This is a genomic window from Xanthomonas sp. NCPPB 2933, from assembly GCF_056725225.1.
This window is the reverse complement of record NZ_CM161518.1, coordinates 5,353,616-5,377,516: the sequence shown is the minus strand read 5'-3', so window position 1 is coordinate 5,377,516 and position 23,901 is coordinate 5,353,616. Positions and strand designations below refer to the sequence as shown.

Below are 23,901 nucleotides of genomic sequence, written 5' to 3'. Positions count from 1 at the left end.
TCGGCGCGCGCGACATGCCTGGCGCCTGCAGGGTGACGGCGCGACGCGGCGCGTTGCCGGCGTGACTGCCACCGATTCCGGGAAGTTGGCTGCTCACTCACGACGGGTGCGCAGCGCGCCGCATCTTCGCCTGACGCATCTGAATCGAACCCCGTGCGGCACAGGCTGTCAGCAACGGCGGTAGAAGCACCCGCCGCCGCCGCACCCTGCACAGTCACACCCGTGTCGAACATGTACGCGCCGACCATGGCACCGTGACCTCCCTCGACCGCGTCAACAGACCCCAGCCCATGCTTACGCTCGACCGCACCCTGGCGCAGTCCATCGTCGACCGCGCGATGACCATCATCGACGGCAACGTCAATGTGATGGACCACACCGGCGTCATCATCGCCAGCGGCGAGCCGGCGCGCATCGGCCAGTTACACGAGGGCGCGCTGCTGGTGCTGTCCCGACAGGGCCGGGTGGAGATCGATGCGGCGCTGGCGCAGCAACTGGATGCAGTGCGGCCGGGCGTGAATCTGCCGCTGATCGTGGATGGCCGCATCGTCGGCTGCGTCGGGCTCACCGGCGACCCGCAGCGGATCGGGCAACAGGCCGAACTCGTGCGCATGGCCGCCGAAGCCATGCTGGAACAGGCCGGCCTGTTGCGCCTGCTGGCCCGCGACGCGCGCCTGCGCGAAGAAGTCACGCTTGGCCTGATCCGCGCCGACGGCCCGACCCCGGCACTGGCTGGCTGGGCCGAGCGGCTCGGCATCGCGCTCGACCTGCCGCGCGTGGCCGCCGTGATCGAAGTGGAAAGCGACACCCTGGATCTGGACGCCATGCTGGTGGAGCTGCAGCGCCTGCACACGCTGCTGTCCACGCCCGAACGCGGCAACCTGATCGCCGCCACCGCGCTCAACGAACTGGTGGTGCTCAAGCCGGCGCTGGACCGCCGCGGCCACTGGGACGTGGGCGAACAACGCCGCCGCGCGCACACCTTGCTCGAGCGCATGCGCGCCAGCAGCCCGCTGCGGATCCGTCTCGCCCTGGGCCAGTATTTTCCACAGCCCAACGGGCTGGCGTTGTCGCACCAGGTCGCGCGCACCACCATGCGCATCGGCAAGGCGCGCGCGCCGCAGGCAGATGCGTTTTTCTACGACGACTATCGCCTGCCAGTGCTGGTGGACGACCTGCGTCAGGCCTGGCAGGCCGATGAACTGCGCAAGCCGCTGCAGGCCCTGCTGGCACAGGAACGTCGCAGCCAGTTGTTGAAGACCCTGTCGGCCTGGTTCGGCGCCGGCATGCGCATGGCGCCCACCGCCAAGGTGCTGGGCATCCATCGCAACACCCTGGATTACCGCATGCAGCGCATCCAGCAACTGTGTGCGGTGGACCTGAGCACTACCGACGATTGCATGCGCCTGTATCTGGCCTTGCAGATGCGCGACGACAGCGCCGCCACCGAGGCGAAGACGGACGCCAGTGCCACCGGCTGAGGTGGCGCAACGGCCGCAGCGTCGGCGCACACGCGCGTACCTGTGCGATAGCGCACGGAACCCCGCATCGCCAGTCCCTGCCAGGTATGCCCACTCAGCTAGACTGAACGCATTGCCCGGGGCACGAGCGAGCTCTCCGTTGAATCAGTGCGACACCGCCGTGTCATCCACCGCCAGCGAGGCCGAGCGCCTTGCGCGTCTGGCGTTGTTGCAGGTGGTCGACACCGACGCCGAACCTTTCTTCGATGCGCTGGCCGCGGCCGCGCAGGCGATCGCCGGCACCCCGATCGCGCTGGTGTCGCTGGTGGACGAGCGCCGGCAATGGTGGAAGGCCAATATCGGCCTGCCCGGCGTCTCCGAAACCCCTCGCGAACTGGCGTTCTGCGCCTACACCATCCAGGGCGATGCGGTGATGGAAGTGCGCGATGCGCCGGCCGATCCGCGCTTCTGCGACAACGCCCTGGTCACCGAATCGCCCGCCATCCGCTACTACGCCGGCGCGCCGATCGTGCTGCCCGACGGCTTGCGCATGGGCACCGTGTGCGTGATCGACCAGCGCCCGCGCGCGCTGGAGCCGGCGCAGCTGCAGGCCTTGCAGCAGTTGGCCAGGGTCGCCGCCGAAGGCCTGGAGCAGCGCCGCGTGATGCTGGAACGCCAGGCCGCCAACGAACAACTGCAACAGCGTGTGCGCGAGAGCGAGGCGTTTCTGGAACGTACCGGCCGGGTCGCCGGGGTGGGTGGCTGGGAAGTGGATGTGGCCAGCGGCACGCTGACCTGGTCGGATCAGACCTGCCGCCTGCACGATCTGCCTCCGGGCTACAAACCGACCTTGAACGAGGGCATCGGCTTCTACCCGCTGGAGGCACGCGCGGTGATCACCGAGGCGGTCGACGCCTGCGTGCGCGACGGCACGCCCTGGGATCTGGAGCTGCCGCTGATCAGCGCCACCGGCCGGCGCCTGTGGGTGCACAGCACCGGCTCGGTGGAGCATGTGGACGGACGCACCCGCCTGATCGGCGCAGTGCAGGACGTGACCGACCGCCATCGCGCAGTGGATGCGCTGGCCGCCAGCGAACGCAAGTTTCGCAACATGTTCCAGTACAGCCTGGGCCTGATCTGCACCCATGACATGGACGGCCGCCTGATCAGCATCAACCCGGCCGCGGCGCGCTCGCTCGGTCGCCAGGTGGAGGGCATGGAAGGCCGCGCGTTGCAGGAGTTCGTGCGCCCCGAGCGGCATGCTGCCTTGCAGGGCTATCTGTCGCGCATGGTGCTCGACGGCCAGGATGCCGGGGTGATCGAGCTGGTGGCCAGCGATGGCAGCCTGCGCCACTGGCAGTACCGCAACGTGCTGGATATCGACTCCGAGGCCACCATCGTGCTGGCGCATGCCCAGGACATCACCAACCAGTACCAGCAGGAAAAACAGCTGCTGGAATGGTCGTTCACCGACCCGCTTACCAACTGCTACAACCGCCGCTTCCTGGACGAACTGGACAAGCGCGACCCTAGCGTGCGCTGGGGCTGCATCGTGGTGGATCTGGACAAGTTCAAACTGGTCAACGACACCCATGGCCACCAGCGCGGCGACGAGGTGCTGGTGCAGATGGCGTGGTTCCTCAACCAGCCGCTACGCACCCAGGACCGTCTGGTCCGGCTGGGCGGCGATGAATTCCTGGTGCTGCTGCACCAGCCCACCCAGCCGCAACTGGACGCCCTGGCGCGCGACTACGTCGGGGCCAGCGCCGACGCACCGATCCAGTTCACCCTGGGCACCGCCTTGCGGCATGACGGCGAAGCGCTGGCGGCGGTGGTCGACCGCGCCGACCGCTCGCTGTATGCGTTGCGCCGGTCACGCCGCGGCAGCGGCCTGAGCGACCAGCGCTAGCGTCGATCAGCGGCCGCGCTGGCCCGCGCGGCCAAGCTGACTGATCCGCCACCAGATCAAGGCCTGGAGGGCTGAAACGCGTGCCGATGAATACGCGATCGCCTATCATGTAACCGTTTTCAACTACATGGTTTGGAATGGACACCTTCGATCGCACCCAGCTCAGTCCCAAGTGGCAGTTCCGTTTCGATTTCTTCGACCGTCACGGCGGCCCCAAGGAGCCGGCCTACAAGGAGGCGCTGAAGACCCTGCCGTTTGGCGAAAAGCTCAAGATCGGCATGAACTTCTATGCCTTCTTCTTCGGCGTCATCTATTTCTTCATCATCGGCCTGTGGCGCAAGGCGTTGAGCCTAATCGGCATCAGCCTCGTGCTGAGCATCGTGGCCTCGTTCCTGCCGGCCGCGTTTCAGAATGTGCTGTGGCTGCCGCTGTCGTTGTTGACCGGCATGATCGCCAACTACGCCTATTACCTGGACAAGGTCAAGGGCAGCACCAGCTGGAACCCGTTCGAAGGCATGCGCTGGATCTGAGCAACTGCGTCACCGGCGCGTCGGCCCCTCCCGCCGCCACGCCAGCGTCGCCCGGCCCGGTCACTGACCGGGCTTTTTTGTGGGCAAGCTGGAGCGCACGCGGCTACGCCGTGCGCTCACCCAGAAACCGAGCCATTCCCAGAGACATAGCCCTCCCAGCGACCAAGCCCCCAGGCACCAAGCTTCCTCAGGAACCGAACCCCTGCAGGAACCGCCCCTCTCCCCCCGGGAGAGGGGTTGGGGTGAGGGTCCGGCCCCCGACGCGCAACACGCCCAAGGGACGCCTCAACCACACGTTCACAGCGCAGCCAAATCGATCCCCAAGCCGGGCTTACCCGTCAGCACAGCTGGCACGCCTCAGAACGGCAGCCCCCCGAGCGCGCGCAACAGACCGCTTCAACACGTCTGAAGCACCCGCAAAACTGCAAGAGCCCGCACACTTTGCTGCGCCGCGGTGTGCGGCAGATGGTTGAGAATGCTTAATCTTTGCCAACACATGGCTGTGACCGCATTGAATTTAGATCGATCCAAGTAAGCCAGTCGGGCGCGAGATCGCGATCGCGTGAAGGTCGTTGCTCGAACGCAGTCGTTGTGTCTCGATCGCTGGGTGATGCCGCGGTCGACATGGATCCTCCACCTGCGGCTCCGGTCGCCCTTTCCCCCGAGGTGTCTTGCATGCTCTCTGCAGTCCCGTCCAATCGTTCCGTCTCGCAGGGTGCTCCGGCGCCATTCTGGCGCCGCGCCGCCGCCGGCCTATGTCTGCTCGGCATGGTGGTGTCCGCGCCGCTGGCCGCGCAGGATCCGGCGCAGGTCAACACCTTCATCGGCAGCAAGGACGACGGCAACACTTTCCCGGGTGCCTCGGCCCCGTTCGGCCTGGTCCAGGTCAGCCCGATCGGCGCGCACTACGCCGGCTGGCGCTACGACGACCCCAGCATCCGCGGCTTCGGCCATTCGTTCCTGTCCGGCGCCGGTTGCTGGGAGCAGGGCGGCCAGGTCTCGGTGCTGCCGGTCACCGGCCGCATCGGCCCGGGTGGCGACTTCGATACCGGCGACGCCAAGGCCTTCGACCAGACCCGCTACGCCGCCCGCTACACGCATGATGGCGAGGTCGGCCAGGCCGGCTACTACAAGGTGCGCCTGACCGACTACGGCGGCATCGACGCCGAAGCCACCGCGCTCACCCGCGCCGCCGCCGAGCGTTACACCTTCGCGCCCGGCGCCGACACCGGCCATGTGCTGGTCAACCTGGGCCAGGCCAACGACCGCCATGTGGTGATCGGCAGCCAGGTGCAAGTGATCGGCGACCGCGTGGTCGAAGGCAAACTGACCACGCAAAGCTTCTGCGGCGGCCACGAATACACCACCTGGTTCCGGCTGGAATTCGACCGCTCGTTCACCGCCCACGGGGTCTGGGGCGAAGACGGCGGCGTGCCCGATGCGCGCCACAGCATGGGCGGCGAACTCAAACCCAACGGCGCCTGGCTCAGCTTCCCGCTGGGCAAGGGCAAGGACGCACGTGCAGTGACGGTGGTCAGTGCCATCTCGCACGTGGACGCCGAAGGTGCACGCAACAACCTGCGCGCCGACGGCAGGCAGGGCGGCAAGCTGCTGGGCCTGGAGCAGATGCGCCAACGCGCGCAACAGGCCTGGCGCAAGCAACTGGCCAGCCTGCAGCTGGACGGCGCCAGCGCCGACGACCGCACCGTGGCCTACACCGCGCTGTATCACGCCCTGCTGCAGCCGCTGACCGGCAGCGACGCCGATGGCCGTTATCGTGGTTATGACGATGCCATCCACCGCGCCGACGGCTGGACCTACTACGAATATTTCTCGCTGTGGGACACCTACCGCTCGCAGAACCAGCTGCTTGCCCTGCTGCAACCGGCGCGCGCGCGCGATATCGGCCGCTCGCTGCTGGCCATCCACCAGCAAGGCGGCTGGTTACCGCGCTGGGGCTACGCCAATTACGACACCAACATCATGACCGGCGACCCGGTCACCCCGTTCCTGGTCGACCTGTGGCGCTTCGGCGCGCTGCAGGGCAACGAGGCCGAGGCCTACGCAGCGCTGCGCCAGAACGCCTTCGAACAACCGCCGACCAACTCGCGCCACTCCGGCCGCTCCGGCAATGCCAGTTACCTGGCCAACGGCTTCGTGCAGTACGACCGCGCCTTCCCCTCCAAGGGCATGGACGTGGACCCGCACCACGGCGGCTCGGCCACGCTGGAATACGCATTGGCCGACTGCGCGCTGGCGCAGATGGCACAAGCGCTCGGCCACAGTGAGGACAGCGCGCAACTACGCAAACGCGGCGGCAACTGGCACCGCGTCTGGGACGCCAGCGTGCGCGATGCCGACACCGGCTTCAGCGGGTTTCCGCGCCCCCGTCTGGAAGACGGCAACTGGTACGCGCCCTCGGACGATCACTACAGCCCGCGCTCGCAGCACGGCTTCCACGAAGGCACCGCCTGGCAATACCAGTGGCTGTTGCAGCAGGACATCCCCGGCATGCTGCAGGCCATGCACGGCAGCGAACAGGCCGGCAAGCGGCTGGACGCCTTCTTCGCCTACGACGACTTGCTCAAAGACCCGCTCACTGCTGCGCGTACGCACTGGGTAGTCGGCCCCTACAGCTACTACAACCAGTACCGCTACAACCCCAACAACGAACCCGACCTGCACGCCCCGTGGATGTACACGTTGATCGGCCAGCCGTGGAAGACCGCCACCGTGGTGCGTGCCGCGCAGCAGTTGTTCACCAACGCCCCCAACGGCGTCACCGGCAACGACGATCTAGGCACGATGTCGGCCTGGTATCTGTTCAGCGCCCTGGGCCTGTATCCGGCGGTGCCGGGCAGCGGGCAGTTCCTGCTGCACGCCCCGCGCTTCAAGCGCGCGACGCTGGACCTGGGTAACGGCAAGCGCCTGCGCATCGACGCCCCCGGCGCGGATGGCCGCGCGCTGCAATATGTGGAGGGCGTGCGTTTCAACGGCACACCGCAGCGCCAGGTGTTTCTGGATTGGGCCCAGTTGCAGCAGGGCGGCACGCTGTCGTTTGCGCTCACCAGGCAGGCGCCGACCCAAGGCTGGGGCACGCAAGCGGACGCATTACCAATCTCGTTCTGCGCCACGCCTGCAGCCGCGCAGTAACCGCAAGCATCAGGCCGACGGATAAAAGCCCCTCTCCCTGCGGGAGAGAGGTTGGGGTGAGGGTACGGGGCAAAGCCACTTACCAAGTTGGATGGCACAAGGCTTCGCCAGTACCCTCATCCGCCCTACGGGCACCTTCTCCCGGTGGGAGAAGGGACTAACCAACCTTCCCCAAGCGACTATTCCGCCGCCCATACGCCACATACACCACCACACCCAGCACGTTCCAGACCAGGAACCACAGCTGCGTCGTGCTCGGCAGACTCCAGAACAGATACAGACAGCCCAGGATCGCCACCGGCCCCACCACCCACGCCACCGGCGTGCGGAACGCACGCGCACGGGTCGGCTCACGCACACGCAGCACCAGCAGACACGCCGCCACCGCCGTAAACGCGGCCAACGTGCCGGCATTGGCCAGTGCCGCAATTTCATCCAGCCGCGCCACACCCGCCAACGCCGCCACCAGCACCGCCGTAAACAGCGTCGTCGCCACCGGCGTACCGGTGCGCGCGCTGACCTTGGACAAGCCACGCGGCAGCAGGCCATCGCGCGACATCACAAAGAAGATGCGGCTCTGCCCGTACAGAAACGCCAGCAACACCGTCGGCAGCGCGATGATCGCCACCGCACCGATCACCAACGCCGCCTTGCCATGGCCGAGCTCACGCAGGATCAGCGCCAACGGCTCCGGGCTCTTGCCGAACACGGTAAAGCTCATCGCACCCACCGCCGACAACGCCACCAGCACGTAGATCAGCGTGCAGCCGATCATCGAACCGACGATGCCGATCGACAGATCGCGCCCCGGGTTCTTGGTCTCTTCGGCCGCCGTGGAGATCGCATCGAACCCGTAGAACGCAAAGAAGATGATCGCCGCCGCTGCCATCACCCCGCGCTCTACGCCATCGGGCCCCATCGCCTTGGAGAAGCCGTACGGCATGAACGGCTGCAGGTTGGCGCTATTGAAGGCCGGCAGCGCGATCGCCACGAACACGCCCAGCGCGATGATCTTCAACACCACCAGCATCGCGTTGAGCGTGGCGCTTTCCTTGGTGCCGGCCATCAGCATGCCGGCCACCAGGAAGGTGATCACCACCGCCGGCAGGTTGACGATGCCGCCGGCATGCGGCCCGGCCACCAACGCGTGCGGCAGCTCCACCCCCAGCCATTGCAGGAAGCCGACGAAATAGCCGGACCAGCCCACCGCCACCGTGCTCACCACCAGCGAGTATTCCAGCACCAGGCTCCAGCCCACCACCCAGGCGATGCTCTCGCCGAGCGCGGTGTAGCTGTAGGTGTAGGCACTGCCGGCGGCCGGCATCATCGTGGCCATTTCCGCATACGCCAGCGCCGCGCAGGCGCACACGATGCCGGCGGCCACGAACGACAACAGCACCGCCGGGCCGGCCTTGTCCGCACCCACGCCGATCAGCGTATAGATGCCGGTGCCCACGATCGCGCCGATGCCGAGTGCGATCAGATGCGGCCAACTCAGGCTGCGGACCAGTTGCCGGCCGGCCTCGTGCACGGTGACCTGATCGATGGATTTGCGCCTGAGCCAAGACGACATGCGGACCTCGAAGGAACCAAAAGAATGCGCGAGTGTCGCCCAACGCGCTGCAGCAATGCTATCGGTGGTGATGTTGTTTGGAGTGGCGCGGAGCGGTTGCTACTTTTATGGACGGGGTTTGACGGCCTCTGAAAGGATTCCGTGAAGCCGTACCTTCACCCCAACCCCTCTCCCGATGGGAGAGGGGCGTTTGATTCCTTCTCCCATCGGGAGAAGGTGGCGCGCAGCGCCGGATGAGGGTACGGACAGGCGACGCAGCATCAGCTCGATCGCTGCCTGATCGATGCGTATTCCCCCCCCACAACATGATGCGATCCGGCCAGGTCCAGCACCCCTAAGCCACCCCATTACACCCATGCCGCTGAAACCCGGCACGCATCCCGAGCTGCGCGTAATACGCCTCCACCGCAGGCAACACCGGCCGATCGATCGGGCTGGCAAACCAGCGCTGCGTCGATACCCCCAACACGATATCGGCCAGGGTGAAATCCGCTCCGAGCACGAACGGGCCGCCGCGTTGCAGCTGTGCGTCGAGGATGGTCATGTGCCGATTCCACTCGCGCACGCTGGCTGCAATCGCCTGCACATCGGTATGCGCCGCACTGCCGCGCACCGTCGCCATGAACGCGTAACGCCAGGCGTTGTTGAGCTCGGTGGCCTGCCAATCCATCCATTGCTCGACCAGTGCACGTGCAGCGGGCGCACTCGGCAGCAGATCGTCGCGGTGGCTGCGCGCGGCCAGATACCGGCAGATGGTGTTCGATTCCCACAGCACCAGATTGCCATCGCGCAGCACCGGCACCAGCGCGTTGGGATTGAGCGCGCGAAACGCCGGCGTGTCCACCGAGGCAAACCCGCTGCCATACGCGTGCAGCGTGTAGTCCAGCGCCAACTCCTCGCACAGCCACAGCACCTTGCGCACATTGATGGAGGTCGGCTTTCCGTAGATTTCGAGCATGTGATCCTCAATAACCAATGGCGACATAGGGCGATGACGGCGGGCAATGCGCGCACCGTGTGGAAGCAGACGCTGCAATTCTGCATCCATGCCTGCCAACGTACATGCCACCACGCCCGAGTGGTCGCCCCTGCCGTAGCGTTGCCTTTACAGGGAGCTGCGTGGTGCCTGCATGCAGGTTGGAACCACGTCGGTGATAGGCGCTTCAACGCACTCTGCGCTGGCATGCCAAGCAACACAGGCAGTGAATCAAGATGAGAACTGCGCCACGGCGCAACCCGACACGCCCGTCATCCTGTGCACTGCGTCCACTCCCGACGCAGCCCTTGCGACGGCGCCCGTTACACTGCACGCATGTCATCCGAATCCCTGATCCTTCTCGGACTGCTCGTCGTAGTCCTCGTGTTGCAGCTGCTCGCGTTGCTGCGGCGCCCCTCTACCAGCGGCCTGGAGCTGGCGCTGCGCGCCGAGCAACGCGACGGGCGCGGCGAACTGCGCGAGCAACTCGAAGGCCTGGCACGGCAGCAGGACGGCCGCCTGGAAACCTTCGCGCGCAATCTCACCGAGCTCTCCACGCGCACCGATCAACGGCTGGACCTGCTGCGCGACGCACTTGGCGAAGACGCACGCAAGGCGCGCGAAGAAAGCGGCCAGGCGCAGCAGCGCACCGGCGAACTGCTCACCTTGCGGCTGACCGAATTGCGCACCCAGCTCGAAGGTTTCGGCCAGCAGCAGGAAACCCGCATCCAGGTGTTCGGCCAGCAACTGACCGAGTTGATCGCACGCACCGACACGCACATGGCCACCTTGCGCGAGGCACTGGCCGAAGACGCACGCAAGGGCCGGCAAGAAGCCGGCGAGTCGCAGCAGCGCTTCACCGAGGCCTTGAGCCAGCGCTTGAACGAGCTCACTCAGCGCAACGAACTGCGCATCGGCGAGATGCGCGCCACCCTGGAACAGCAGCTGGCCAATCTGCAGAACGACAACGCCAGCAAGCTCGAACAGATGCGCGCCACCGTCGACGAGAAACTGCAGACCACGCTCAACACGCGCCTGGATGCCTCCTTCAAAATCGTCTCCGAGCGGCTGGAACAAGTGCAGCGCGGCCTGGGCGAGATGCAGCAGCTGGCCACCGGCGTGGGCGATCTCAAGCGCGTGCTCACCAACGTCAAGAACCGCGGCGGCTGGGGCGAAGTACAGCTGGAGAACATCCTCGAACAGACCCTCACCGCCGAGCAGTATTCGCGCAGCGTGCGCGTGCGCCCGGACACCAGCGAAGCAGTGGATTTCGCCGTGCGCCTGCCCGGTCGTGGGCACGAAGACACCCCGGTGTGGCTGCCGATCGATTCCAAATTCCCGCGCGAAGATTACGAACGCCTGCTCGACGCGCAGGAAGCCGGCGACATCGAGCAGATCCGCCTGCTCGGCAATCAGCTGGAACGCGCGATCCGCATCCAGGCCAAATCGATCAGCGACAAATACATCTGCCCGCCGCACACCACCGATTTCGCCGTGATGTTCCTGCCCACCGAAGGCCTGTACGCCGAAACCATCCGCCGCCCCGGCCTGGTCGATGTGTTGCAGCGCGAACACCGCGTGGTGATCGCCGGGCCCACCACGTTTACTGCGCTGCTCAACAGCTTGCAGATGGGCTTTCGCACCCTCGCCATCGAAAAGCGCTCCAGCGAAGTATGGGGGCTGCTCGGTGCGGTCAAGAGCGAGTTCGGCAAGTTCGCCGGCATCCTGGAAAAGGCCGAACGCCAGATCAACACCGTCGGCAAGACCCTGGGCGATGCCGGCCGCAAGACCCGCACCATCGAACGGCGTCTGCGTGGCGTGGAAACGCTCTCCAACGAACACTCGCAGGCACTGCTGGACGATGCCGGTAGCGATGACACCGTCAGCAGCGGCGAAGACGACGCAGGCGACGACCAGGAGTAATCCGGCCGCATGCCGCGACACGGCGCTGCCATTCCGGCAGGCCAGCGGCACCACAGGAGAGGACAACGTAGGAGCGCACCCGGGCGCGACGAGGCGTTATCGATAACGCCTCATCGCGGCCAGGGCCGCTCCTGCAACGGCAGGCCTGCAACGTGGCATTCCTGCGCCAGACGCCAAGCACACCACGCAGACATCGCCACCGCGATGCTTGCACGCACCTTGTTCAAAAAGAGAGTGCCATGTCGCGTCGATGGATCTATGCAGTGGTCTGCGCCCTGCTGCTGACCGCATGCAGCAATACTCCGGCTGCCAAGCCGGGCGCTGCAGCGGGCGCCCAACCACCACCGCGCGCAGTCTCTGCTGATGCTGCCGAATGCACCGCAAAAGGTGGGCAACTACGCCCGGTCGGTCGCATGCAGACGGTGCGCTGCGTGGTGCCGTACGCCGATGCCGGCAAGACCTGCACTGACAACTCCGACTGCAGTGGCGATTGCCTGGCCACCAGCATCGTGCCCGCCGGCACCGCCACCTCGGGTACCTGCCAGCGCGACAGCGACCGCTTCGGTTGCCGCCAGGAAGTGGTCGGCGGCATGGGCCAGGCCGCGTTGTGCATCGATTGATGGCATTGCATGTGCTTAAGCGTTAGCACTGGCGGATCAGCTGATCCGCCAGTGCACGCAGTGGTCGCCAGCTGTCGCAACAGCCGGCTGCAGCAAAGCCAACTGCAGCAACAGAAAGTTGTAAGCAACAGCCAACCGCAAGCACCGTCAGACACCCGCATCGCTCGCTCGGCTTCAGCGGTTTATGCTCTCGGCTCTCCCTGCCCAGGACATACCGATGAGCCAGACGCTTTACGACATTCCCGTGGCCCGTATCGACGGTGAGCCCGCCACGCTGGCCGACTATCGCGGCAAGGTGCTGCTGGTGGTCAACGTCGCCTCCAAGTGTGGCCTGACCCAGCAGTACGAAGGCCTGGAAGCGCTGTATCGCGACAAGCAGGCAGCGGGTCTGGAAGTGCTCGGTTTCCCAGCCAACGACTTCAAAGGCCAGGAGCCCGGCAGCGAGGCGGAGATCGCCCAGTTCTGCCAGCTCACCTATGACGTGACCTTTCCGATGTTCTCCAAGATTGCAGTCACCGGCACCGACACGCATCCGCTGTATCAGCAGCTGACCAGCGCACACCCGCAGGCCACCGGCGACGGCCCGATGCGCGAAAAACTGGCCGGCTATGGCATCCAGCCCAACCCGGCACCCGGCGTGCTGTGGAACTTCGAAAAATTCCTGATCGCCCGCGATGGCCAGGTCATCGCCCGCTTCGCCCCCGACGTCCCCGCAGACGACGCACGCCTGCGGCAGGCAGTCGATGCAGCATTAGCGACTGCTTGAGCCCCTCTCCCCCCGGGAGAGGGGTTGGGGTGAGGGTACGGCGGAGGCGGAACACAGATGCAGCACGCAAGCCCAATCATTGCGCAAGAACAGACTCCAATGGCCTATGTCGATGCGTTACATCCTTGTCATCCTGACGCTCCTCGGCTGCCCGGCATTGCAGGCGGCACCCCGATGCTTCAACCCAGCCACAACAGCGGAAAGCAACGCATGCTGGAATGACGAAGTCGGCCTATCGCAGGATCGTCTGACTGACTATCTGACCGCCGCACGCGAAAGGGCGATGACGGTCTTGAATGTTCCAGCCGACGCGTTCGACAACGCACAAGCGGCTTGGACAAGGTACAAAGATCTTCAATGCGGCAACGTACGCAAACAGTGGGGCAATGCGACGGTTGGGCCGGCAAAGGCAGCAAGCTGCATCGTCGACCTCAACGATCAGCGGTCGCACGATCTATGGAAACACTATCTCACCTATGTCGACCGCACGCCGTCGATCAGGCCCGAACCTGCGTTGCGTTCTGGCAAATGACATTGCGGCTACGCGATGGCGCATCTGCCACGCTGATCGACTGGTCACGCAGCTGCACGCTCAAAAGAACGGCGACCTAATAGATCGCCGTTCTTGATCGAATGATCGAAGCGTTGCACACACGGCGCGATGCGTCGATCAACAGGTCAACAGCCTGCCCAGGCGTTCGCCGATGATCACGCACGGCGCCATGGTATTGCCGGTCGTCACTCGCGGCATGATGGAGGCATCTGCGATTCGCAACCCGTCGATGCCATAGACCCGCAGTTGCGCGTCCACCACCGACATCGCATCGCGGCCCATCTTCGCCGTGCAAGACTGGTGCCACACGGTGGAGGCGGTATTGCGCACGAAGTTTTCGAGCCCCTTCCCGTGCAAGGCACCCGGCATGACCTCACGCTTCACGAAGGGACGCATGGATGCGCTGTTGCCGATGTCGCGACAGATCTCCACACCGCGAACCAGCGCCTGCACGTCTTCCGGTGCCGACAATGCGCCGGTATTGATCTTCAACGGGTCCATCGGGTCGGATCCGCTCAAGGTGATCGATCCACGGCTCTTGGGGCGCACCAGCCCCGGCAGCAATGACCATGCAGCAGCAGGCGGGTTGAACATCGCCTGCGCCTCGGCACTGGCGATCGGGATTTCCGCAAGGAATGTCTGCAGATCCGGCGTGTCCATGTCTGGATGACTCTTGCAGAAAAAGGTCGATTCGCCGGCATTGTTGCGCGGCGCATACGCTTGCTCATATTCCCAGATGCACCCCGACACCATCATGTGGTCCTGATAATTCTGGCCGACGCCCGGCAGGTCCTGTACCACCTCGATCCCGTGTTCGAGCAAATGACCGGCCTCGCCAATACCCGAATGCATCAGGATCTTCGGGGTGTGGAGCGCACCAGCCGAAAGCACGACTTCCTGCCTGGCTTTGATGCGACCAACTTTGCCTGCATGAAGCACTTCAACACCGACGGCCCGCTTGCCTTCCAGCACCACACGCAAGACATGGGCATGGGTCAGCACCGTCAGGTTCGGCTGTGCCATGAGTGGATAGACGTAGCGTCTGAAGATCGAGCGGCGGTGCCCGTTTTCGATGCAAAGATTGGCGATGGCGGCACCACTGCCGGCTTCCATCAAGGCACCGTTCTGGTCGTCGAATGTCGGTATCCCCAGTTGCGCCGCGGCAGACAACATGGCCGGCGCCACCGGATTCGGGTCGGGCGCCGGTTGCACCAGCACCAGACCGCCGGTACCCCGGCGCTCGGCATCCGGCTCGCCGCGCCAGTCTTCGATACGCCGGTAGGTCGCCAGCGTCGCCTCATAATTCCAGGCAGCATCACCCGACTCGCTGGCAAAGTAATCCCAATCACTGCGGTGCCCGCGTGCCCAGACCATGACGTTGATCGACGAACCGCCGCCGAGCACCTTGCCCATGGAGAGCGGGATCGCACGGTCATTCAAATGCGGATTGGGTTGCGCCTGAAATTGCCAGTCACGCTCGCTGCCCAAATTGGTAAACCAGACCGAAGCGTCGCTGACGCTGGCCACATCGTCGCTGCCGCCCGCCTCCAGCAGCAATACGGTGATGTCAGGGTTTTGCGCCAGGCGGCGTGCGACAACCGAGCCCGACGTGCCCGAGCCACAGATAATGTAATCGTACTCGGCGGCCAGATTGTTTCTTAGGTGACGTTGATTATCGTCGACCCGCCGAGCAAACTCGGCGGTATAGAGTTCAGTGCGGTGCGCTTGCATGCAGAAATCCTTGAAACGTGTGCGGGCAGCATCGCCAAGCGCCAGGCGCGACGATACGTGCCGATAAGTCGGCGATGAAAAAAAAAGGAATGGGCGCAATCCGATTGCGCGCTCCGGGCATGAATCAGTTGTTCAACAACGGATCGATTCTATGCCGCGTACCGTCGGATTCTTTTATCTGCAAGGCGCGTGGTACATGTCCGCAAGGCGCGTTTCTGAAACGAGGCAAACGCGTCTGTTTAAAGCATGCCTGCTCAACGTAGGCGCTGTACCTGCGCATTCGAAGGAGACATGGCATAGCAGGCCCGAAACGCACGGCTGAAATGTGCGGCAGTGGCAAACCCGCAACGCCAGGCGATTTCCTGGACGCTCGCCGCCTGCCCATTACTCTCGCTCAACAGGCGGTGCGCGTGCTGCAGGCGCACCTGCCAGACATACCGCATCACACCGCTGTCTTCGGCCCGGAACAGGCGCTGCAAATGTTTGACCGACACGTGCGCCGCTGCGGCAACTGCGGCGCTATCGAGCTGCTGATCGCCCAGATGCTGACGAATGTAGCGCTTTGCACGAAACACCACCGCCGCGCTACTGCGCTGCTTCACCGTCTCGGTGGGGGTGGCAAGTATCGCGTCCACCAGATTGAGCAACTGCTGCTCCATCAGATACCGCATGTGCGTGCTTGGCGAAACGTGCTGCGCGGCGATGCAATGAATCAGATCACGCGTGGCACGCATGTCCGCCGACTCCATATCCGGCACCAGCAAACCGTTCAACGTGTGGCGCAGGCCACGATCGCGTAAACCCGACTTTGGAATCCGCAACACCGTCATTTGGCTGCGTAAGGCAAATGACTCGCTGAACGCACCACTCGGATCGAGCATGAACATGCTGCCGGCCGCAAAGCGCTGCTGCACGCCGGCCATTTCAATATCGACTTCACCGCCGGTCATGAGTTTCAGATACAGCCATTCCCCCTGCCACGCGGCCTGCTTTTCGCCAGCCGGTGCCAGGGCCATGGCGCTCAGGTCTGCCAGGGTCAACACCACATTCCCAAGATTCCAGTGTTGCGCCGTGGAATGTAGCGACTTCGATGCGTCGAACGCACAATACAAACCATGCCGCTCAAGCATGACCTCGGACCAGGCCGCTCGCGCATCGGCACTCGGTTCGAATCGGATGAGTTGTTGGTCCAAAGCGGTGACGGCCATGAAGACGTATCTCGGTGACGGCCTCGACATGCCGAGATACCGGAGGTGAGCCGACCAGGCGAGGCCACAAGGTTGCTGCGCTCAAGCCGCGTCACCCTACGCTGTTTCCCGATCAATTACCGACTGCGTGCTACGGCCCTGGTAATGGCCCAGGTTGGGGTCGGTATTGAATGCGGTAGAGGGCGCTTTTGAAATGCTCGGTAGTTTCGCCAGAGCTGTCGCACTCAGAGCCGCTCTAAAAACAAAAAGCCCGGGATCGCTCCCGGGCTTTCGTAGTGACTTCAAACCGCAAACTCAACCGATCAACGAATCCATTGCGGAATCGGCATCGCGTCCACCGGCACAGTGCTGTCCTTGTCTTCGCGCAGATAGTCGGGCAGCTCGGTGTTCTTTTCGCGATGGCTGCGCAGATCGCGCACGATCTGGTAGTTGCGGCGTTGCATCCAGGCATCGCGGGTCAAGGCGTACTCGTCCGGTGCCTGGTCGCGCAGCGAATCCAGCGACATCAGCTGCGAACGCGTATCCACCAGCTGCAAGCCCTGCAGGGCAAAGCGCGCACCGCCATCGTCGACCTGGCGCACCCACGACAGTGGAATATCGCCGCCCAAGCCAACCGTATCGCGCACGGTGCGTGGGCCGAACAGCGGCAGCTCGAAGTAACGCGAGTTACGCCAGCCCCAGGCACCCAGGGTCTGACCGAAGTCTTCGCTGCGGCGCGGAATGCCGGCTGCGGAGGCAGGGTCGAACAGACCGGCCACGCCCAACGTGGAGTTCATCACGAAGCGGCCCAGCGACTGCACCGCATACACCGGGTGGCCCTGCAGCAGCTGGTTGACCATGGTCAGCGGCGTGCCGAGGTTGTCGAAGAAGTTGGTCACGCCCAGGCGCGCCGGACTCGGCACCACCTTGGTGTAGGCGGTCGCCAGCGGACGCGCCACACCGCGGTCGACCGCCATGTTGAAGCGGTGCATGCCGCGGTTGTAGCGCTCCCACGGGTCGTAGGTCGGCGCGCCAGGCTGTGCCGGGGCACCGTTGCCGCCGGCTTGCGGCGTGGTGGGGCCATACAGCGCGTCGAAGTCGTCTTCAGCGGCGGTAGGCGCCCCAGAGCTGCTGCCGCTGGCATCGGCGCTGGCCTGGTCGCTAGGCGCAGCGGCAGTGACGGCAGTGGCCGGCAACGCGTCCGGTGCAGGGACTCCGGCAGCGGCCGGCTGCGCGGTCACTCCAGCATCGTCGCGGACCGGTGTTTCAGCGCTTGGCGCGATGCTGGTCGCAGTTGCGGGCGGGGCGGACTTCGGCGTCTGGCTGGCGCATGCACCAAGCAGCAGGCAGGCGGCCAACAAAGAGAGGGGGCGTAACTGGGTCATGGGGTGGCGCTCACGCCTGAAAATCGAAAGTAGGGGACAAGCGATAAGCGGCGCGCAATTCGTCCAGACCGGACGCCTCACCCACCACCGTAACGGTACCAGTGCTGCGCACGCGTGCAGCCAGTTCGGCCAGCATCGCTACGCCGGCACTGTCCAGGCGTTGTACACCGGACAGGTCGAGCGTGCGAATGCCGTCCAGCTGCGCGACCGCCTGCGGCCAGGCCGCAGTGACCGCCGCCCGGTCGAGCACGCCGGTGAGTGCCAGCGTGTCGCCGTTGCGTTGCACGGAGCTGTTACTTGCCATTGGCCGGTGCCGCACCGACCTGCAGATTGCCGCTGCGCAACTCTGCAGCGACCTTGGCGATGCCCTTCTCGCGCAACGGGCCGTCGAACTGGGTCTTGAACGTCTGCACGTAGGAGATGCCTTCGATCATCACGTCGAAGATTTTCCACTGGCCGCCGACGTTACGCATCATGTAATCGACCGGGGTCGGGTCGTTGCCGGCGCGCAGCAGGTCGGTGGAGACCTTGACGCCGCGGTTGCCCGGCAGCGCGCTCTCGGACTTGGCGCGGAAGGTCGGCTTGCCTTCGAAGTTCAGCAACGCGGTGCCGTAACGCTGCATCAGGTTGTCGGCCAGCGCATCGGCAAACAGCTTGACGTCCGCATCGGAGGCGCCACGGCCGTTCACGCCCAGCACCAGACGAGCCGAGTAGTCGCGGTCGAAGGCCTTGTTCAATTCGCCATCGATGTACTGACGCAGCGCGGCCGGGTTGCCACGGAACTCGGCGCGGCGCTGGTCCAGCGTGCTCAGGATGCGCGTGCTGCTATCGATGACGGTCTTGGTCGCCGCGCCCTGTGCAGGCGCACTGGCGGCGGCCGGCTGTGCCAGCACGGTGGCCGGTGCGCACACCAGCAGGGTCGAGGCCAGGAGGGCGGAGAGCAGGGTGGTTTTCATTGGTGGTGAGGTTCCGTAGAGGGAGAAGCGGGCGGGGCAGGCGGCGGGGCCTGGCCATCGGTGGCGGCCGGGGCATTGCTGCCACCACTACCGCCACCACTGAACATGTACTTGCCGACCAGCTGCAGCAGATCCACCGCCGGCTGGGTGAAGCCGATTTCTTCGCCCGGCTTGAGCGTTTCCGGGTCGCCGCCCGGCTGCAGCCCGATGTAGCTCTCGCCCAGCAGGCCGCTGGTGAAAATGCCGGCCGAGGTGTCGGCGGGCAGATCCTTGTATTTGTTGTCCAGCGACAAGGTCACCACCGAATCGAACTTGGTCGGATCCAGGCTGATGTCGGAGACCTTGCCGATGGTCACGCCACCGATCTTCACCGGCGCCTGCGCACGCAGCTGGCCGATCTGGCTGAAGCGCGCGGTCAGCGTGTACTGGCTGGACCCGAAGCCCCAGCGCTGGTTGGTCGAGGCCACCGCCAGCACCAGCAGCGAGGCCAGGGTCAGCAGCAAAAAGGCGCCGACGGCGAATTCGAGTCGTGGTCCACGCATGGCCATAGTTATTCCACTCACCTAAACAACATTGCAGAAAGGACGAAGTTGAACATCAGCACCAGCAGCGAGGCGTTCACCACCGCGCGGGTGGTGGCGATCGAGGTGCCTTCGATGGTCGGCTCGGCGTGGAAGCCCACGTAGGCGGCGACCAGTGCGGCAGTGCCGCCGAAGATCGCCGATTTGAGCATTGCCACGCCAAAGTCGTCCCAGAAGTCCACGCTGTTGCTCAACCCCGACCAGAATGTGCCGTTGTCGATGCCCAACACGTGTACGGCCTCGAAGTAGCCGCCGGTGATCGCCAGCGAGCAGAACACGCCGGTCAGCAACGGCACCGTCAGCACCGCCGCCCAGAAGCGCGGCGCCACGGCCTTGGCGATCGGGTCGATGGCCATCAGCTCCAGCGCCTTGATCTGGTCGGTAGCGCGCATCAGGCCGAGCTCGGCGGCGATCGAACTGCCGGCGCGGCCGATGAACAGCAGCGCGGTCAGCACCGGCGCCAGCTCGCGGTACAGCGACAGGCCGAGCAGGGTGGACAGCGCATCGGAGGCACCGTAGGTGGTCAGCGTGCGGTAGCCCTGCAGCGTCAGCACCAGGCCGACGAAGGCGCCGCCGACGGCGATGATCGGTAGCGAGCGCGCGCCGACCTTGTAGATCTCGCGCACCAACTCGGCGATGAAGTCGCGCGTGGGCACCGAGCCGCGCAGCACGGTCAGCGAGAACAGCCCGGCGCGACCGAAGGCGCGGATCGATTCGACCATGGCCATCAGGCAGCACTCCGGTCGCGCCGCGGCGCCGCATCGAAGGCGATCGGGCCGTCCGGCTGGCCATGCAGGAACTGCTGCACCAGCGGGTCGGTGCTGTCCTGCAATTGCGCGGGCGTGCCGGCGAACACGATGCCGCCATTGGCGATGACCACGGCCTGATCGCTGATCGGCAAGGTTTCGTGCACGTGGTGGCTGACGATGATGCTGGTCAGGCCCAGGCTGTCGTTGAGGCGCTGAATCAGGCTCATGATCACGCCCGAGGCGATCGGGTCCAGGCCGGTCAGCGGTTCGTCGTAGATCATCAGTGGCGGGTCCAGTGCCAGCGCACGCGCCAGCGCCACCCGCCGCGCCATGCCACCGGACAACTCGCGCGGCCAGGCATCGGCGGCGGCGAGCAGCCCCACTGCATGCAGCTTCATCTGCACCAGGCGTTGCAGCACCGGTGCCGGCAGGCGGGTATGCGTGCGTAGCGGCAGTGCGACGTTGTCGGCCACGCTCAGGTCGGTCAGCAAACCATTGCCCTGTAGCAGCACGCCGACATTGCGGCGCATCTCCAGCAGCGCACGGTTGCCGCGCGGGATCTCTTCACCAAACAGGGTGACGGTGCCGGCGACCGGACGCAGCTCGCCGGTCAGCGCGGCCAACAAGGTGGACTTGCCGCTACCGGAGGGACCGAGCACGGCAGTGATGCTGCCGCGTGGCACGTCGAGCGAGACGTCGCGCAGGATCGTGCGACCGCCGCGATCGATGCGGACACCGGACAACTGCACGACAGGAGATGCGGACGCCGTCATCGAAGCCTTTAACAGAATTCCAACGCGATAGAGTAACCGTCACACGGCTGAACATAACCGAACCGGCGCGTGCAGTATTGTCGCATGACGCCTGTACCGCAGCAGACGGATTGCGGCTAATGCGAATGCAACAAGCCGTCTCATGCATGACCCAATGCAGCGTTCGAGCGCACAGCTGTTGTGGCAGGTATGCCCGATGTGGATGATCGAACTCTCTGCCGACCATGAGCACAAAATGGACTTACTGACCCTGGAGCACTTCGCAGGCAGCGTCAACGAAACGTTCTCTGCCGCATTGAACGAAGGCGAGGTTCCATTCGTGCTGGTGGAGGCACGGCCGTTGCCCACCAAGCACGCAGTCCATCGCGCGCCATTCTCGCTGCTGTTCCGCAACAGCTCGGCATTCCTGTTTCCGCAGCAGATCTATCAGTTGCGCCACACGCGGCTGGGCGAGGTCGGGGTGTTTCTGGTGCCGGTGGCACGCGAGCGCGATGGCTTTCTGTATCAGGCCATCTTCAACTGAGCGGCGTGGCCGCCATCTCGGCGGGCTGCCAGTGCATCGCGAGGTGGGTACTGCTGGCGTCGCCCGCGAGAAAGCCCAGGCGCGCATAAAGCCGGCGCGCCGCAGGATTGGCATGCAAGACGTGCAACGCCACGCCACAGCCTGCGGCCTGCGCCAGGGTTTGCGCATGCACGATCAATGCGGTGCCCACGCCCTTGCCGCGCCAACCCCGTAACAGACTGATATCGACCAGCACGTGCCGCAGCGCTGCGCGCTGAAGATACAGCCGGCCGATGCGTTCGTCCGGCGTCTGCACGATCAGAAAGTCGGCGTCCGGATAGTGCTGCCGATAATGCGTGCGCTGCAGGGTGAACTGCTGATCCACAAACGCGCGCTTGGTCGTCTCCGGCCAGGGTACGTGCGCCAGTTCGTCGCTGCGTGTGTCGGCATAGAGATCCCGCAGCCAGGGCAGATCGTCGTCACGCTCAGGTCGCAACGAGATGCCGCGTGCGATCAGCGCACGCGGACGGACTATGCCGGGCTGCTCGCTCGCCAGCGCAACGCAGGCATCGTGTTGCATGGCGTCAATCGAACTGTGGATAGGTGCCGGACAACGCAATGCAGAAATTCACCGCCAGATACGGTTGCTGGTTATCGTGCGCCAAGCCGTTGCCGGTCGGCAGCAGCGCCGTGGGCGAGAACTGGGTGTCGGGTTGCGCCACTGTCACGAACGGTCGTGCCGTGCTGCTGCCTAGCGCTGAAAGCGCTGCGCCGTTGGCGGGCGTGCCGCTTTTCTTGGTCGAATCCGGTTGCGTGAACGCGTTGATGCCGTGCTGGTGCGGCGGGATCTGCGTGGGCAACAGGCTCACTGTGGCCGAGCCGAAGCTATTGCCCAACTGCCGGCTGGTCAATCCCGGGCCCGGCCCCTGCTCGCAGCCGGCGCGTCCGCAGAAGTTCGGCAGTTGAAACGTGGTCGAGCCGTTACCGCCATAGGCGATGCCGAGCAGCGAGTAAAGCGTGATGTTCTGCTGCATCGGCAGCGTGGCGCCGTTGCACAGCGCCCAGCCGACGGGATTGAAATCAAAGCCGAACAGCTGGATTTCGCCAATATAGGGTTCGGTCATGAACGCGGTCCTTCTGTAGAACGTGCAGGCACCGCACCGAGCGCGGCGCGGCGAATGGGCTCAGCTCTGCTGCGGGAAAATACCGGCAGTGGAGATGCAGTACTGCACCGTCAAGGTCGGCATGGTGTTCTCGTGCGGCTGGCCACCGCCGGTGATCGTGGTGGACTCGGTGGCCATCGGCGTCGCCGTGGCGCCGGTGGTGTCGGTCGCGTAGAACACGTCGCCGACGACCGTGCCAGGCAACAGTCCGGATGGCGCGGTGGCCGTCGCGGTGGTGGTTGTAGCGACCAGCGTGTGCGTGTGCGCCGGCAACTGCAGCCCGGTCAGGGTAACCGTCTCGGCGCCAGCCTTCTGGGCGATCACGTAGTTGCTCAGGCCCGGGCCCTGGCCCTGATGCAGCGGTACGCGCCCGCGCAGATCCGGTACCGCGAAGGTGCTCTGCCCATCGCCGCCGTAGGTGGTGCCGATCAGCATGAACAGCACTTCGTATTCGGAGATCGATAACAGGCTGCCGTCGCAGGCCTGCCAGCCTTGCGGAGTACGGCCGAAGCCGAACATGCGGATCTCACCGATGAATGGAGTGGCCATGGTGTCCTTATCTGGTCGATGGGTGCGCTGCGCGCCGCCGGTGGCGCGCTGCTTATGAGGTGCAGGCGCCGTCTTAGCTGCGCGAAGGAAAGATGCCGGACAGCGCGATGCAGAAATTGAGCGTGGTGTACGGCTGCAGATTCGGATGCGGCTGGCTGCCACCGGCCTGAGCCACGGTTGCCGGATTCATCGCCACCAGTGTCCCCGGCGCCGCATACAGCGCGGTGGCCGGACCGCTCGTGCTGGCATTGGTGCCGAAAGAGCGACCGCTGGGACCCCGGTTGTTGCCGGCAGTGCTGGAACACTCCAGCAAATGATTGTGCGCCGGGAGGTTGCTGGGCAGCAGCGACACGTTCTCAGCGCCGGAGCTTTGGCCGATCGTCAGCGGTGCGGGCTGCCAGTTTGCATCGGCCGAAGGCGAAAAGCCGAGCGGCGTGCGCCCGCGCATGTCCGGCAGCGCGAAAGTGGTACTGCCATTGCCGCCGAAACGCGTACCAAGCAGGCTGAAGAGTGCCTGGTTCTGATTGACCGGCAGCAGTTGGCCATTGCACTGCGCAAAATACTTGGGCGCAAACGCAAAGCCGGTCATCATGATCTGACCCAAGAAGAACTCACTCATGCGGACTTCCTTCCCGTAAGTGCAACGCCGACTGCGTGTCGGAATAATTTGCACAGATACATGTCATTTTTGAATAGAGCAAGTCTCAACTATTCAGAATTGGAATGAAGTATTAAGTTTTTGTTCTTTATTCGTTAGTCAGTTCCTGTTCAAATACCCTCGCAATGTCGAAGGGAGCAATCCCACTAGGGCGACGTTGTCTTCAGGCACGAGGATCGTTGCCGGCGCCGGGGATGGCGCTCT

The 23,901-nt window shown here is 64.9% G+C and carries 23 protein-coding genes; 9 read left to right on the top strand and 14 right to left on the bottom strand.

All coding sequences use genetic code 11. The features are described 5' to 3' along the window. Positions 1-290 precede the first annotated feature (290 nt). The 4 genes from AC1PLU_RS22615 to AC1PLU_RS22600 all read left to right on the top strand — a co-directional run bounded on the left by AC1PLU_RS22615 (position 291) and on the right by AC1PLU_RS22600 (position 7,052). A complete protein-coding gene (locus tag AC1PLU_RS22615; protein ID WP_481107300.1) occupies positions 291-1,481 on the top strand; it encodes a sugar diacid recognition domain-containing protein in 1,191 nt (396 codons plus the stop codon). 139 nt (positions 1,482-1,620) lie between these two features. Next, positions 1,621-3,369 (top strand): sensor domain-containing diguanylate cyclase, encoded by a 1,749-nt coding sequence (locus AC1PLU_RS22610; RefSeq protein ID WP_176340373.1) that lies wholly within the window; start codon positions 1,621-1,623, stop codon positions 3,367-3,369. A gap of 137 nt (positions 3,370-3,506) precedes the next feature. Beyond that, entirely contained in the window at positions 3,507-3,899 is a 393-nt protein-coding gene (locus AC1PLU_RS22605; RefSeq protein WP_481107299.1) for a DUF2628 domain-containing protein, read from the top strand. 675 nt (positions 3,900-4,574) lie between these two features. Beyond that, entirely contained in the window at positions 4,575-7,052 is a 2,478-nt protein-coding gene (locus AC1PLU_RS22600; protein ID WP_481107298.1) for a GH92 family glycosyl hydrolase, read from the top strand. Between the two features lie 157 nt (positions 7,053-7,209). Here AC1PLU_RS22600 and AC1PLU_RS22595 read toward each other — a convergent pair whose 3' ends face one another. Further along, on the bottom strand, positions 7,210-8,625 hold the full coding sequence (locus tag AC1PLU_RS22595; RefSeq protein ID WP_481107297.1) for an amino acid permease: 1,416 nt from the start codon (positions 8,623-8,625) through the stop codon (positions 7,210-7,212). Between the two features lie 334 nt (positions 8,626-8,959). Beyond that, a complete protein-coding gene (locus AC1PLU_RS22590) occupies positions 8,960-9,583 on the bottom strand; it encodes a glutathione S-transferase family protein (RefSeq protein WP_481107296.1) in 624 nt (207 codons plus the stop codon). 354 nt (positions 9,584-9,937) lie between these two features. On the opposite strand from AC1PLU_RS22590, the gene AC1PLU_RS22585 reads away from it, so the two are divergent. From AC1PLU_RS22585 to AC1PLU_RS22570, 4 genes are all read left to right on the top strand, one after another. Beyond that, positions 9,938-11,524, top strand: coding sequence for a DNA recombination protein RmuC (locus AC1PLU_RS22585; protein ID WP_481107295.1), 1,587 nt, complete (start codon positions 9,938-9,940; stop codon positions 11,522-11,524). A 239-nt stretch (positions 11,525-11,763) separates the two neighbouring features. Further along, the gene (locus tag AC1PLU_RS22580; protein WP_481107294.1) at positions 11,764-12,144 is read left to right on the top strand and encodes a hypothetical protein; all 381 of its coding nucleotides are present in this window, start codon (positions 11,764-11,766) and stop codon (positions 12,142-12,144) included. Positions 12,145-12,361: 217 nt separating this feature from the next. Next, on the top strand, positions 12,362-12,910 hold the full coding sequence (locus AC1PLU_RS22575) for a glutathione peroxidase (RefSeq protein WP_481094721.1): 549 nt from the start codon (positions 12,362-12,364) through the stop codon (positions 12,908-12,910). A 112-nt stretch (positions 12,911-13,022) separates the two neighbouring features. Beyond that, positions 13,023-13,442, top strand: coding sequence for a lysozyme inhibitor LprI family protein (locus AC1PLU_RS22570; RefSeq protein WP_255086499.1), 420 nt, complete (start codon positions 13,023-13,025; stop codon positions 13,440-13,442). 138 nt (positions 13,443-13,580) lie between these two features. On the opposite strand, the gene AC1PLU_RS22565 is transcribed toward AC1PLU_RS22570, so the two are convergent. The 8 genes from AC1PLU_RS22565 to AC1PLU_RS22530 all read right to left on the bottom strand — a co-directional run bounded on the left by AC1PLU_RS22565 (position 13,581) and on the right by AC1PLU_RS22530 (position 20,825). After that, on the bottom strand, positions 13,581-15,194 hold the full coding sequence (locus AC1PLU_RS22565; protein WP_481107293.1) for a GMC family oxidoreductase: 1,614 nt from the start codon (positions 15,192-15,194) through the stop codon (positions 13,581-13,583). A gap of 254 nt (positions 15,195-15,448) precedes the next feature. Continuing rightward, entirely contained in the window at positions 15,449-16,237 is a 789-nt protein-coding gene (locus AC1PLU_RS22560) for an AraC family transcriptional regulator (protein ID WP_481107292.1), read from the bottom strand. Positions 16,238-16,704: 467 nt separating this feature from the next. Next, on the bottom strand, positions 16,705-17,766 hold the full coding sequence (locus AC1PLU_RS22555) for an MlaA family lipoprotein (RefSeq protein WP_481107291.1): 1,062 nt from the start codon (positions 17,764-17,766) through the stop codon (positions 16,705-16,707). Between the two features lie 10 nt (positions 17,767-17,776). After that, a complete protein-coding gene (locus AC1PLU_RS22550; RefSeq protein WP_168959031.1) occupies positions 17,777-18,070 on the bottom strand; it encodes an STAS domain-containing protein in 294 nt (97 codons plus the stop codon). After that, positions 18,060-18,722 (bottom strand): MlaC/ttg2D family ABC transporter substrate-binding protein, encoded by a 663-nt coding sequence (locus AC1PLU_RS22545; protein WP_255086503.1) that lies wholly within the window; start codon positions 18,720-18,722, stop codon positions 18,060-18,062. Before AC1PLU_RS22545 ends, AC1PLU_RS22550 begins: the two co-directional genes overlap by 11 nt. Next, on the bottom strand, positions 18,719-19,270 hold the full coding sequence (gene mlaD / locus AC1PLU_RS22540) for an outer membrane lipid asymmetry maintenance protein MlaD (RefSeq protein ID WP_023905821.1): 552 nt from the start codon (positions 19,268-19,270) through the stop codon (positions 18,719-18,721). Before mlaD ends, AC1PLU_RS22545 begins: the two co-directional genes overlap by 4 nt. A gap of 11 nt (positions 19,271-19,281) precedes the next feature. Beyond that, a complete protein-coding gene (locus AC1PLU_RS22535) occupies positions 19,282-20,031 on the bottom strand; it encodes an MlaE family lipid ABC transporter permease subunit (protein WP_006451569.1) in 750 nt (249 codons plus the stop codon). Continuing rightward, positions 20,031-20,825 (bottom strand): ABC transporter ATP-binding protein, encoded by a 795-nt coding sequence (locus AC1PLU_RS22530; RefSeq protein ID WP_006451570.1) that lies wholly within the window; start codon positions 20,823-20,825, stop codon positions 20,031-20,033. Before AC1PLU_RS22530 ends, AC1PLU_RS22535 begins: the two co-directional genes overlap by 1 nt. Before the next feature lie 235 nt (positions 20,826-21,060). Here AC1PLU_RS22530 and AC1PLU_RS22525 point away from each other — a divergent pair, with 235 nt between their 5' ends. Continuing rightward, positions 21,061-21,348 (top strand): DUF6916 family protein, encoded by a 288-nt coding sequence (locus AC1PLU_RS22525; protein ID WP_115041099.1) that lies wholly within the window; start codon positions 21,061-21,063, stop codon positions 21,346-21,348. Here AC1PLU_RS22525 and AC1PLU_RS22520 read toward each other — a convergent pair. The 4 genes from AC1PLU_RS22520 to AC1PLU_RS22505 all read right to left on the bottom strand — a co-directional run bounded on the left by AC1PLU_RS22520 (position 21,341) and on the right by AC1PLU_RS22505 (position 23,658). Continuing rightward, complete coding sequence (locus AC1PLU_RS22520) at positions 21,341-21,907, bottom strand: N-acetyltransferase family protein (protein WP_481107290.1); 567 nt, start codon at positions 21,905-21,907, stop codon at positions 21,341-21,343. The two genes, AC1PLU_RS22525 and AC1PLU_RS22520, sit on opposite strands and share 8 nt — an antisense overlap. A gap of 4 nt (positions 21,908-21,911) precedes the next feature. Next, entirely contained in the window at positions 21,912-22,451 is a 540-nt protein-coding gene (locus AC1PLU_RS22515) for a phage tail protein (RefSeq protein WP_481094727.1), read from the bottom strand. Positions 22,452-22,511: 60 nt separating this feature from the next. After that, a complete protein-coding gene (locus tag AC1PLU_RS22510) occupies positions 22,512-23,039 on the bottom strand; it encodes a tail fiber protein (protein WP_115041053.1) in 528 nt (175 codons plus the stop codon). A 73-nt stretch (positions 23,040-23,112) separates the two neighbouring features. Then, entirely contained in the window at positions 23,113-23,658 is a 546-nt protein-coding gene (locus tag AC1PLU_RS22505) for a phage tail protein (protein ID WP_481094728.1), read from the bottom strand. Positions 23,659-23,901: the final 243 nt, after the last annotated feature.